Below are 13,057 nucleotides of genomic sequence, written 5' to 3' on the forward strand. Positions count from 1 at the left end.
TGAGTTATATGAAAGAAATTAATGCATCGGCAAAAGCGATTGCGATTATAGATAAGAGGATTGATGAACTTGTTAAGAAGATTGAACTATTACGATATGTAAATCCGATTAATATAGAGGAAGAAAAACAGCGTTTTTTCGATTCTAAATACTTAACCGATCCAGTTTTTAAATATCCTGAAAGAGATTTTGATAAATTTAAATTGCACCGAGAGTTTTTCACACTTCCGTTAGAAGAAATAGAAGATGAGAAGATTCGTAATTTATATGAAGAAATTATCTACTATTACTCAGGAATGGTTCAATGTATTGAAACCGTTGGAGAAGGAAAGAAGTTTTATTATAATAGCTTGCGTTCTTTTGGGAAGCCTACAGAACAAGATGTAGAAAATGCTAAATTCATATTACATTTTGATGAAGAAAATGCTGAGGATGAAATTTTTAAACCAAAATATTCAATTAAGCAAGCAGAAGAGTTATTTGTAGAATATGGTAAGCGTTACGATTTCTCGTTCAATATAAAAGAATCAGCTACCATGGGAGCCATTGCAATGGTATTAAACAGCACACAAACATTGGTGTTAAATAGCAATCATAGGTTTTCTGATAATGAAATGGGAATTTTAACCAACCACGAAATCGGAGTTCATATGGTAACTACGATGAATGGTGTATTGCATCCGCTTAAAATATTTTCTCACGGTTTTCCTAATAATGTAGAAACGCAAGAAGGGTTGGCTGTTTTTAGCGAATATATGTCTGGAAACCTAACTATTAAACGCTTAAAAGAGCTAGCGTACCGTGTTATTGCAGTAAACAGTTTAGTAAAAGGATCTTCTTTTTCAAAAACATTTAGATTGTTACATAATAATTACGATTTAGAAAGAGAACAAGCGTTTTATATCACAACTCGTATTCATAGAGGAGGCGGATTCACCAAGGATTATCTATACTTAACAGGTTTGAAAAAGATCTATGATTATTTCCATTCAGGAAAAGATTTAAGTGTTTTGCTAACAGGAAAAGTTTCGTTAGAATACAAGGAAGATATAGAGTATTTGATTAGTAATGGTTATGCAGAACACGCAAGATATATTACGGACGCTTATGTATCGAATTCTAATGTAAACCCAAAAATTGATTTTATATTGAAGAATTTAAAATAAAAAAGCCTCCATATGGAGGCTTTTTTTATATCAGTTTTTTAACTTCTTGTTTTAAAAATGAAATGGCTGTATTTGCAGGACTTTCTTGTTGAGAATAATCTATTAATACATTTTCACGTAAATCTTTTGCGGTTTCAGCGTTTTCTGCAGTTGAACGTAATTTAGCTACAATAGCTAGTTTCGCTGCTAAAACAGCTTTCCAACTATCTTCTGAAATATATAATTGTTGTACTAAATTATGCTCAAATTCTTGTTCGATGTTTCCGATTAAAAGCTGAGCGTAATTTTCTGGATTATCTCCGATAGGATTTACTCTTAATAACAATTTTGATGGATTGATACGTTCGCAAAACAACAACATGCGTTCGTAAGCTTGAAGTTTTACAGGTAAACTTTCACGCTTTTTTTCTACCAAAGCGTTGAATGTTTTTTCTTTATTGTCTTGTTCTATAAAACGACCTAAAATAAGATACGCCACACCACCAGTAACCAAAGCAGGTAATGCGTACGCTAATCCTTCAATAATTTTATCTTCCATAATGCGAATATACGAGTCCTGTTAAAATTGCCAATCCAAAACTTAATAAAGTTCCGATAAGCACGTATTCTGTTAATTTTCTGTCTTTTGATGCGGTTAAATCTCCAAACCTGAATATCGATTTAGTTGCGAGTAAAAATCCTACTCCTGCCCATTGATTAATTGCTATAAACACAAAAACCAATAAACGTTCTAAAAAGCCGATATACTTTCCTGCATTTGCTAACGATTGCTCTTTTTCTTTATTGTTTTTTTCAGGATTCCATTTAGAAATTAGTGTGTTTATAATGATTGATGAGGTAAATGTTACAAAAATAATACAGCATACTAATAGTAGATTACGTTCACTTAATATAGCTGAAAATGTAGTATCAAAGGGTTGAAAAATATAGGTAGCTAGTCCTAAAAAAGAAATGTGTAATGCTTGATCTACAAAGAAAAACAAGCGTTTGTTTTTCTTTTTCTGAAGGTAGATTTTTCCTAAATCGATAAGGAAGTGTGAGAGAATTACTATCAAAATCACATTCCAATATTTTACGTTGAATTGTAGTAAGAATAATAATAAAATAGTGTGTATTCCTATATGAATATATAGTTTTGAGGATTTAATTTTCTTTTGTTCTTTGTCTTTTACCCATTTTTTTGATTGAAAAATAAAGTCGCCCAATAAATGCGCCATTAAAAGTTTCAAGAAAAGTATCATACGTTGGTTAATTTCTGATTCATAAGAGTTCGGTAACGATTTTCTAGCTTCATTATTTCATCAAAACCAGCGCGTTTTCTTCGTTCGCTGGCACTACTCTCTGAAATGGTTAATTTTTTTGCAATCATTTTTTGAGTGCTTTTAGGATTTTGTAAAAAAGTATGAATAAAATCGGCAGAATTTACCGTCCAATTATCCATAATTAATAAACTCAACCCTAAAGAAACTTCAAATTCATTATTAATATCTTCCCAAGGAGTTTTTAACGCTAAATTTTGCTTTTTTAGTAAATGATCAAAAGCAAATCCAGAATTTACAAAAGCTTCTCCATTGGCTTCTGTAATTTTTTCAGCATCAAAACTTTTAGTACCAATTCCAATAGCTAAACGAATATCCAAATCTTTTATTTTTTTGATAGCACTTTTTAATTCAATGGCAAAAAGTAGCGAGTCAGTAATGTTTTCAATTTCAACTTGAAAACTATCGCCTCTATATATTTCCCATGTTTTTGGCGTTTTACCAATGGTGTTGAAGTTCTGCTTTAACATGGAAAGCCATGTTTCTGCTGAAACATAGCTAGAATTGATAATATCTCCAGTAATAACACTTGTCATATCTTAAGTTTTAGTAAAAATAGTTTTTTTGTGCATAAAAACAAATTAATTCGGTTTTTAAAACGAATTATTAATAATTCGGCTCTAAAGCATAATTTTATGTTATTCGGTATATGTCTCGAATTTAGTGTGAATAAAATTCGTGAATAAAAAATGGTTCAGAACTTTTAATAAACCTAAAAGAATAGTTAATTTCCCATTTTTAAATTCTTTCAATTTATTTTTCATTGAGCACTTATTTAGAGCAACTTAACGAACCACAAAGAGCAGCCGTTTTACAAAAAGACGGTCCAATGATAATTATTGCCGGAGCAGGATCGGGTAAAACACGAGTATTAACCTACAGAATTGCTTATTTAATGGAGCAAGGAGTAGATGCGTTTAATATTTTGTCACTTACTTTTACCAACAAAGCTGCGCGCGAAATGAAAGACCGTATTGGTAAAGTGGTAGGTTATAGCGAAGCTAAAAATTTATGGATGGGAACGTTTCACTCGGTTTTTGCACGTATTTTACGTTCTGAAGCTGATAGATTAGGGTATCCGTCAAACTTTACAATTTACGATACACAAGATTCAGTTCGATTGATAACGGCGATTATCAAAGAAATGAATTTAGATAAAGATCGATACAAGCCAAAGCAGATTTTAAGCAGAATATCTTCTTTTAAGAACAGCTTAATTACGGTAAGAGCGTATTTTAATAATTCTGATTTACAGCAAGCCGATTTAGAAGCAAGTCGACCAAGGACAGGTGATATTTACAAAGAGTATGTAGATAGATGTTTTAAGTCAGGAGCGATGGATTTTGACGATTTATTGTTGCGTACCAACGAATTGTTAGCGCGTTTTCCTGATGTGTTAGCAAAATATCAAGATCGTTTCCGTTATATTTTGGTAGATGAGTACCAAGATACAAACCATTCTCAGTATTTAATTGTACGTGCATTGGCAGATCGTTTTCAGAATATTTGTGTGGTAGGAGATGATTCGCAAAGTATTTATGGATTCCGTGGAGCAAATATTCAAAATATCTTGAATTTCCAGAAGGATTATCCCGATGTGAAAACCTTTAAGCTAGAGCAAAATTACCGTTCTACAAGTAATATAGTTCGTGCCGCAAATAGTGTAATTGATAAAAACAAAACCAAGTTAGATAAAGAAATTTGGACAGCTAACGATGCGGGAGACAGTGTAAAAGTGATGCGTACGATTTCTGATGGAGAAGAAGGACGTTTTGTAGCACAATCTATTTGGGAAAACCAAATGAACCATCAGCTAACAAGTGATCAGTTTGCTGTTTTATATCGTACAAATGCACAGTCGAGAGCAATAGAAGATGCATTGCGTAAAAAAGATATTAAGTATAAAATTTACGGAGGGATTTCATTCTACCAACGTAAAGAAATTAAAGATTTATTATCGTATTTACGAATTTTAATCAATCCGAATGATGAGGAGGCGTTAAAACGTATTATCAATTATCCAGCAAGAGGAATTGGTGCAACCACGATAGATAAGTTAACAATTGCAGCGAATCATTATAAAAAATCGATGTTTGATATTTTGAAGAATATCAGCACGATTGATATCAGTATCAATTCAGGTACCAAAACAAAGTTGCAAAACTTTGTGAATATGATTCAGCGTTTTCAAATAGAAGCACAAACTAAAAATGCTTTTGAAATTGCCGATTTAGTAGTGAAACAAACTCAGTTGGTTAGAGATTTGCAAAAAGACGGAACTCCAGAAGGTGTAAATAAAGTTGAAAATGTTCAAGAATTATTAAACGGAATAAAAGATTTTATTACCGATAAAATTGAAACAGGAGAAGACGCTTCGTTAACCTCATTTTTAGAAGATGTAGCACTAGCAACCGATTTTGATTCTGATAAGCAAAATGAAGAACCTCGTGTTTCGTTAATGACGATTCATTTATCAAAAGGATTAGAGTTTCCGTATGTATATATCGTTGGGTTAGAAGAGAGTTTGTTTCCTTCAGCAATGAGTATGAATACCCGTAGCGAATTAGAAGAAGAACGTCGTTTGTTTTATGTAGCGTTAACAAGAGCAGAAAAAGCAGCTTATTTAACCTATGCACAAACACGCTATCGTTGGGGTAAATTAACCGATGGTGAACCGAGTAGGTTTTTAGAAGAAATAGACGATCAATACTTAGAATATCTAACTCCTAAAGTACCGGAACCATCAATGAACAGATTCATTGATGCAAGTTTGTTTGATGATGCTCCAAAGAAAATTCGATTCCAAAAACCAATCCAGAAAAAGAGAAAAGAGTTTTTAGAAAAGAAAGAAAAACCAATGACGATTCCGCCAAAAAGTAAAATGAAAAAGGTTTCAGAAATGAATCCAAAAATGAATTTATTTGACGGTGAAATTACAGTAGGAAATATTGTAGAACACAATCGTTTTGGAACAGGTAAAGTTTTAGCTTTAGAAGGAAAAGGACCTAATAAAAAAGCAGAAATAGAGTTTAGTACAGTAGGCAAAAAGAAATTATTATTACAATTTGCAAAATTGAAGGTAATCGGATAGCTAATTCGTAAATAATTACCTATTTTGCATGGATAAAATATAGAGAAATGACGTTTGATTTAGAATACAATTCAGAAAGATCCAAATTAATTATTCCCGAATACGGAAGGCACATACAAAAATTGGTAAACCATTGTGTGGCTTTAGAAGATAGAGAAGAGCGTAATACAATGGCGCAAGCAATTATTGATGTGATGGGAAATTTACAACCTCACTTGCGTGATGTTCCAGATTTTAAACACAAATTATGGGATCAGCTACATATCATGTCTAAATTTGAATTGGATGTAGATTCACCATACGAAACTCCATCAAAAGAAGAACTAGCAGAGAAGCCAGAAAGAATGGCTTATCCTAAATCAGCATCAAAATACCGTTTTTACGGAACAAACATTCAAACGATGATTGATGTAGCATTAACTTGGGAAGAAGGAGATATGAAAGAAGCGTTAGTGTTTACGATTGCGAATCATATGAAAAAATGCTATTTGAACTGGAATAAAGACACGGTTGATGATAGTGTTATTTTCGACCATTTATATGAGTTGTCTAACGGAAAAATAGACATTCGTAGTATAGAAGAAGATTTAGCAGATAGTAAGAGTTTACTAAGAAAACGTAGCGGTCAAGGTCAGCACAAAACAAAAGGAAAATCGAACACTAAATACAGAAAAAAATAAATGGCATCATTTAAAATTGAAGGAGGTCACAAATTAAACGGAACAATAACTCCGCAAGGTGCAAAAAATGAGGCGTTACAAGTAATTTGCGCCGTGTTATTAACTTCAGAAAAGGTAATTATTAATAATATTCCTGATATTATTGATGTTAATAAGTTGATTTTCATTTTAGGAGAATTAGGAGTTAAGATTGAGAAACTATCTAAAAATTCGTATAGTTTTCAAGCGGATGATATCAATTTAAAATACTTAGAATCTGCAGATTTTAAAAGAGACGGTAGTTCTTTAAGAGGTTCTATTATGATTGTAGGTCCGTTATTAGCTCGTTTTGGTAAAGGATATATTCCTCGTCCTGGAGGTGATAAAATAGGTCGTCGTCGTTTAGATACGCATTTTGAAGGGTTTATCAATTTAGGAGCAAAGTTCCGTTACAACCGTGAAGAATATTTCTACGGAGTAGAAACCGAAACAGGTTTGGTTGGAGCAGATATGTTGTTAGACGAAGCTTCGGTAACTGGTACTGCAAATATTATTATGGCTGCAGTATTAGCAAAAGGAACAACAACAATATACAATGCAGCTTGCGAACCGTATATTCAACAATTATCTAAAATGTTGAACTCTATGGGAGCAAAAATCTCAGGAGTAGGTTCAAATTTATTAAGGATTGAAGGAGTAGAATCGTTAGGAGGTTGCGAGCATACCATTTTACCAGATATGATTGAAATTGGTAGTTGGGTAGGTATGGCAGCTATGACGCGTTCTGAACTAACGATAAAAAATGTTAGTTGGGACGATTTAGGTCAAATTCCTAATGTGTTTAGAAAATTAGGAATTAATTTAGAAAGAAGAGGAGATGATATTTTTATTCCAGAACAAGAAAGTTACGAGATTCAGAGCTATATTGATGGTTCTGTATTAACAGTTGCCGATGCACCTTGGCCTGGGTTTACTCCAGACTTATTGAGTATTGTTTTGGTGGTAGCTACACAAGCAAAAGGTACGGTATTAATCCACCAAAAAATGTTTGAAAGCCGCCTGTTCTTCGTAGATAAGTTGATTGATATGGGAGCTAAAGTAATTTTATGTGATCCTCATAGAGCTACAGTAATTGGCCACGATTTTAAATCACAATTAAAAGCTACTAAAATGACTTCTCCAGATATTCGTGCAGGTATTTCTTTACTAATAGCAGCTTTATCAGCAAAAGGAACAAGTATTATTAATAATATTGAACAAATTGATAGAGGTTACGAAGATATTGAAGCACGTTTAAAATCTATTGGAGCAAAAATTGAAAGAATTGAAGATTAAATATTTAATTGATATTAAATAAAAAAATCGTGTCAACTTGACACGATTTTTTTATTGGCAATATTCTTGTTAACCTAATGATGTAAAAAATAAGAAACGATTTACAATGAGTAAAGATCAATATACAAAAGAAGACGAAATAAATGACGCTATAAAAAATAGCGACTTAGGTGAGAATAACGAAGAAACTCAAGAAAATAAAGAGGTTGAGGCAAAAGAAGAACCAACTGTTGAAGAGTTAATTCAAGTAGAAAAAGATAAATATTTACGTTTATTTGCAGAATTTGAAAACTACAAAAAACGAACTTCTAAAGAACGTATTGAGCTTTTTAAAACAGCAGGACAAGAAGTGATGACAGTTTTACTGCCAATTTTAGATGATTTTGAACGCGCACTGACACATATTGAAGATGATAAAGAGGCAGAAGAATTACGTAAAGGAGTATTGTTGATTTACCAAAAAATGGTAAAAACGTTAGAACAAAAAGGATTAACCAAGATAGAAGTAAAGAGTGGAGACGACTTTGATGCTGAAGTTCACCAAGCAATTACTCAAATACCAGCACCATCAGATGATTTAAAAGGTAAAATTATTGATTGTGTAGAAAACGGATATAAATTAGGAGACAAAATAATTCGTCACCCAAAAGTGGTAGTAGGGCAAGCATAAACAATTAATAATTACCAATTATCAATTATCAATTGTTTGTTGTTAATTGTTAATTGTCAATTGAAACAAAATGGCAAAACAAGATTATTACGAAATATTAGGAATTACAAAATCGGCTACTCAAGCTGAAATTAAGAAGGCGTATCGTAAGATGGCTATTAAATACCATCCAGATAAGAATCCTGATAATAAAGAAGCAGAAGAAAAATTCAAACTGGCTGCTGAGGCTTATGAAGTTTTAAGTGATGAGAATAAAAAAGCTCGTTACGATCAATATGGTCATGCTGCTTTTGAAGGAGGTCACGGAGGATTCGGTGGTGGCGGTATGAATATGGATGATATTTTCAGCCAGTTCGGAGATATATTCGGAGGTGCTTTTGGTGGTGGTTTCGGAGGTTTCGGTGGAGGCGGTCAGCGTCAAGCGCGAGTTAAAGGAAGTAATTTACGTATCCGTGTAAAGCTTACTTTAGAAGAAATAGCGAATGGTGTTGAGAAGAAAGTAAAAGTTCGTAGAAAAGTTCAAGCCGAAGGAGTAACCTATAAAACATGTTCTACTTGTAATGGTAGTGGGCAACAAATGAGAGTTACCAATACTATTTTAGGTAGAATGCAAACAGCAACTACTTGCGGTACTTGTCATGGTGCAGGTGAAATGTTAGATAAAAAACCATCAGGAGCTGATGCTCAAGGAATGGTGGTTAAAGAAGAAACAGTTTCTATCAATATTCCTGAAGGTGTTACAGAAGGCGTGCAATTAAAAGTAGGAGGAAAAGGAAACGAAGCACCAGGTAAAAATTCTATTCCAGGAGATTTATTAGTATTGATAGAAGAAGTGGCTCACGATACTCTTAAAAGAGAAGGAAGTAACATTCACTACGATTTATACATTAATTTTTCTGAAGCTGTATTAGGAACTTCAAAAGAAATTGAAACCGTAACAGGAAAAGTAAAAATTAAGATTGATGCAGGAACGCAATCAGGTAAAATTTTACGTTTAAAAGGAAAAGGTTTACCAAGTATTGAGCGTTACGGAAACGGAGATTTCTTAATTCATATCAATGTTTGGACTCCTCAAGAATTAACAAAAGAACAACGTAAGTTTTTTGAAGATATGCAAGGAGATGACAACTTTAGTCCAAATCCGCAAAAGTCAGACAAATCTTTCTTTGAGAAGGTAAAAGATATGTTTTCTTAAAAAAAACTTAAAAAAGTAATTTTTTTTGATTTTTAATTTTTTTAAAACAAAAAACAATTATATATTTGCAGTGTCTAGGAGACGTTCTAGACACTTTTTCTTTTTCATAGCAATTTTCCCACTCAATTTATTGAGTGGGTTTTTTTATGAATAAAGACACAAAATATTAAGCAGACCTATCTTATCGACTTGTATTAATATAAGTAGGAAAGTCTGGACACCATAGAGTAGCATAGCGGATAACATCCGTCCGGTGTAAACCGAGGACAAGTGCAACAGAAAGTATGTACAGGTAATGCTGTAGTGAAACCAGGTAAACTCTATGCGGTGCAATGCCATGTACATTAGAGCTTGAGCGTTACTCGCGCGATTCTAAGGGGTAGGCAGATTGATTCCGTTAGTAATTTCGGAACTAGATAAATGATAAGAGCCTTATTTTAAGGAACAGAATCCAGCTTACTGGTCTGCTTTTTTCCTATTTAGAATCATTATAAGATTTTTTTAGTTTTCTTTAAAAATAGCTAATTATCAATTTGATAATTTTTAAGGTTATTTTCATGTGTTTTTTTGATAAAAATTTAAAAAGTGAGGTTTCAAATTAAATTAATTTAGTATTTCGTCTGTTTTGTTGTTTATTTTTTAATTCAAGCTTAAAATAGTACTTTTGCTAGGCAAAAAACAACAGGATAGAACTGTGTAAAAACCAGTTTTAGAAGATGGTAGTTTTACTTTTTTAAAATTTAAAATAAAGCTTTTTTATGAACACATACTCAGATTACCTAAAAGAGATTGAAGTAAGAAAAGGCCAAGGTTTACACCCAAAGCCAATTGATGGAAGTGAATTATTAACTGAAATCATTTCACAAATTAAAGATGTTACTAATGTACATCGAAAAGAATCTCTTAATTTCTTTATTTATAATGTTTTACCTGGTACTACGAGTGCTGCTGGTGTAAAAGCTGATTTTTTAAAAGAAATTATTTTAGGAGAGTCTGTTGTAGAAGAAATAACTCCTGCTTTTGCTTTTGAGCAATTATCGCACATGAAAGGAGGACCTTCAATTAAGGTTTTATTAGACTTAGCTTTAGGAAATGATGAAGCTATAGCAAAAGAAGCTGCTAAAGTGTTAAAAACTCAAGTATTCTTATACGAAGCAGATACCGATCGTTTAGCGGAAGCTATGAAAGATGGAAATGCTATCGCAAAAGATATTATTGAAAGCTATGCGCAAGCAGAATTTTTTACCAAGTTACCAGAAATAGAGGAAGAAATTCAAGTAGTAACTTATGTAGCAGGTGTTGGAGATATTTCTACTGATTTATTATCACCTGGAGCAGATGCACACTCAAGATCTGATCGTGAGTTACATGGACAATCAATTTTCGAGCATAATAAAGATATGCAACAAGAAGTGTTAGAGTTAAAAGCACAACACCCTGATAAGCGTATTATGTTAATCGCTGAAAAAGGTACAATGGGAGTTGGTTCTTCTCGTATGTCGGGTGTAAACAACGTTGCTTTATGGACAGGGATTTCTTCAAGTCCGTATGTGCCATTCATCAATATAGCTCCGGTAATTGCTGGTACCAATGGTATTGCACCAATTTTCTTAACTACGGTTGGTGTAACAGGTGGTATTGGAGTTGATTTACAAAACTGGGTAAAACAAAAAGATGCTGAAGGAAACACGGTTTATGATGCAGATGGTGAACCTGTATTAGAACAAGTATATTCAGTTGAAACAGGAACTGTTTTAACTATCAACACAAAAACAAAGAAATTATATAACGGAGACCAAGAGTTAAAAGATATTTCTTCAGCTTTAACACCACAGAAAATGGAGTTTATCAAAGCTGGAGGTTCTTACGCTGTGGTATTCGGTAAGAAATTACAAACATTTGCATGTAAGACTTTAGGAATCGATATTCCTCAAGTTTATGCACCTTCAAAAGAAATTTCTGTTGAAGGACAAGGGTTAACAGCTGTAGAGAAAATCTTTAACAAGAATGCAGTTGGAACAACTCCAGGAAAAATATTACATACTGGATCTAATGTTCGTGTAGAGGTAAACATTGTAGGATCACAAGATACTACAGGGTTGATGACGTCTCAAGAGTTAGAAATGATGGCAGCAACTGTTATTTCTCCAATTGTAGATGCTGGTTATCAATCTGGGTGTCACACAGCTTCAGTTTGGGATGATAAGTCAAAAGCGAATATTCCAAGATTAATGAAGTTTATGAATGATTTCGGATTAATTACTGCACGTGATCCTAAAGGACAATATCACGCAATGACTGATGTTATTCATAAAGTATTAAATGATATTGCTGTTGATGATTGGGATGTAATTATTGGTGGAGATTCTCACACACGTATGTCTAAAGGGGTTGCTTTTGGTGCTGATTCTGGTACAGTAGCGTTAGCTTTAGCTACTGGTGAAGCAACGATGCCAATTCCAGATTCTGTAAAAGTTACTTTTAAAGGAGACATGAGAAGTTTTATGGACTTCCGTGATGTGGTGCATGCAACGCAACAACAAATGTTAAAGCAGTTTGGTGGTGAAAACGTATTCCAAGGTAGAATTATTGAAGTTCATATTGGAACGTTAACTTCTGATCAGGCATTTACATTTACAGATTGGACTGCGGAAATGAAAGCAAAAGCATCTATCTGTATTTCAGAAGATGAAACATTAATCGAATCGTTAGAAATTGCAAGAGATCGTATCTTAATCATGATTGAAAAAGGTATGGATAATGAAAAGCAAGTTTTACAAGGATTGGTTGATAAAGCGAATAACAGAATTCAAGAAATAAAAACAGGAACAAGACCAGCGTTAAGACCAGATGCAAATGCTAAATACTATGCAGAGGTTGTAATCGATTTAGATGAAATTGCTGAACCAATGATTGCTGATCCAGATGTTCACAACGAAGATCCATCAAAGCGTTATACACACGATACCATTCGTCCGTTATCATATTATGGAGGAACCAAGCAAGTAGATTTAGGTTTTGTAGGGTCTTGTATGGTGCATAAAGGAGATATGCAAATATTAGCGCAAATGTTAAAGAATATTGAAGCGCAACAAGGAGAGGTAGAATTTAAAGCACCTTTAGTAGTAGCGCCTCCAACGTATAATATTGTTGACGAGTTAAAAGCTGAGGGAGATTGGGAAGTATTAGAAAAGTACGCAGGTTTTGTATTTGATGACAACAATCCAAAAGCTGCTGCACGTACAAAATATGACAACAAATTATATTTAGAGCGTCCAGGATGTAACCTTTGTATGGGGAACCAAGAAAAAGCAGAACCAGGAGATACCGTAATGGCAACGTCAACACGTTTATTCCAAGGTCGTGTAGTAAAAGATACTGATGGTAAAAAAGGAGAATCTTTATTATCATCAACTCCAGTAGTAGTATTATCAACTATTTTAGGGAGAACTCCTACTATGGAAGAATATGAAAAAGCAGTAGATGGTATAGTTTTAACGAAGTTTAAACCATCTCAAAAGCAATTAGTAATGTAATAATTATTGATGTTTTTAACATATAGAAAGTCCGAGTTAACTACTCGGACTTTTTTTGTATAACATAATCAACGAATCAGATACTT

General features: G+C 33.2%; 10 protein-coding genes and 1 other RNA gene. 8 read left to right on the forward strand and 3 right to left on the reverse strand.

Annotation, left to right across the window (positions count from 1 at the left end):
• Nucleotides 1-8 precede the first annotated feature (8 nt).
• A complete protein-coding gene (locus ACKTST_RS05250) occupies nucleotides 9-1,166 on the forward strand; it encodes a flavohemoglobin expression-modulating QEGLA motif protein (protein ID WP_408046693.1) in 1,158 nt (385 codons plus the stop codon).
• A 25-nt stretch (nucleotides 1,167-1,191) separates the two neighbouring features.
• On the opposite strand, the gene ACKTST_RS05255 is transcribed toward ACKTST_RS05250, so the two are convergent.
• Genes ACKTST_RS05255 through ACKTST_RS05265 form a run of 3 tightly spaced genes read right to left on the reverse strand, consistent with a single transcriptional unit; the run spans nucleotide 1,192 to nucleotide 3,021 of the window.
• Nucleotides 1,192-1,704 (reverse strand): DUF7935 family protein, encoded by a 513-nt coding sequence (locus ACKTST_RS05255; RefSeq protein WP_408046694.1) that lies wholly within the window; start codon nucleotides 1,702-1,704, stop codon nucleotides 1,192-1,194.
• Nucleotides 1,694-2,407, reverse strand: coding sequence for a DUF3307 domain-containing protein (locus ACKTST_RS05260; RefSeq protein WP_408046695.1), 714 nt, complete (start codon nucleotides 2,405-2,407; stop codon nucleotides 1,694-1,696). The genes ACKTST_RS05255 and ACKTST_RS05260 overlap by 11 nt, the downstream gene beginning before the upstream one ends.
• Nucleotides 2,404-3,021, reverse strand: a complete 618-nt coding sequence (locus ACKTST_RS05265; RefSeq protein ID WP_408046696.1) for a SatD family protein — start codon at nucleotides 3,019-3,021, stop codon at nucleotides 2,404-2,406. The genes ACKTST_RS05260 and ACKTST_RS05265 overlap by 4 nt, the downstream gene beginning before the upstream one ends.
• A gap of 227 nt (nucleotides 3,022-3,248) precedes the next feature.
• On the opposite strand from ACKTST_RS05265, the gene ACKTST_RS05270 reads away from it, so the two are divergent.
• The 7 genes from ACKTST_RS05270 to ACKTST_RS05300 all read left to right on the forward strand — a co-directional run bounded on the left by ACKTST_RS05270 (nucleotide 3,249) and on the right by ACKTST_RS05300 (nucleotide 12,971).
• Nucleotides 3,249-5,576 carry an ATP-dependent helicase gene (locus ACKTST_RS05270; RefSeq protein ID WP_408046697.1) on the forward strand — a complete coding sequence of 776 codons (2,328 nt, stop codon included), beginning with the start codon at nucleotides 3,249-3,251 and terminating at the stop codon, nucleotides 5,574-5,576.
• Nucleotides 5,577-5,623: 47 nt separating this feature from the next.
• Entirely contained in the window at nucleotides 5,624-6,256 is a 633-nt protein-coding gene (locus ACKTST_RS05275) for a DUF4290 domain-containing protein (RefSeq protein WP_408046698.1), read from the forward strand.
• The gene (gene murA, locus ACKTST_RS05280) at nucleotides 6,257-7,570 is read left to right on the forward strand and encodes a UDP-N-acetylglucosamine 1-carboxyvinyltransferase (protein WP_408046699.1); all 1,314 of its coding nucleotides are present in this window, start codon (nucleotides 6,257-6,259) and stop codon (nucleotides 7,568-7,570) included.
• A gap of 106 nt (nucleotides 7,571-7,676) precedes the next feature.
• Entirely contained in the window at nucleotides 7,677-8,240 is a 564-nt protein-coding gene (locus ACKTST_RS05285) for a nucleotide exchange factor GrpE (RefSeq protein WP_408046700.1), read from the forward strand.
• A 70-nt stretch (nucleotides 8,241-8,310) separates the two neighbouring features.
• Nucleotides 8,311-9,435 (forward strand): molecular chaperone DnaJ, encoded by a 1,125-nt coding sequence (dnaJ, locus tag ACKTST_RS05290; RefSeq protein ID WP_408046701.1) that lies wholly within the window; start codon nucleotides 8,311-8,313, stop codon nucleotides 9,433-9,435.
• Between the two features lie 167 nt (nucleotides 9,436-9,602).
• Nucleotides 9,603-9,910, forward strand: an RNA gene (gene rnpB / locus ACKTST_RS05295) — RNase P RNA component class A.
• 283 nt (nucleotides 9,911-10,193) lie between these two features.
• Nucleotides 10,194-12,971, forward strand: coding sequence for a bifunctional aconitate hydratase 2/2-methylisocitrate dehydratase (locus tag ACKTST_RS05300; RefSeq protein ID WP_408046702.1), 2,778 nt, complete (start codon nucleotides 10,194-10,196; stop codon nucleotides 12,969-12,971).
• Nucleotides 12,972-13,057 lie beyond the last annotated feature (86 nt).

This window comes from Tenacibaculum crassostreae (genome assembly GCF_964512405.1).
GTDB classification, from domain to species: Bacteria; Bacteroidota; Bacteroidia; order Flavobacteriales; family Flavobacteriaceae; genus Polaribacter; species Polaribacter crassostreae.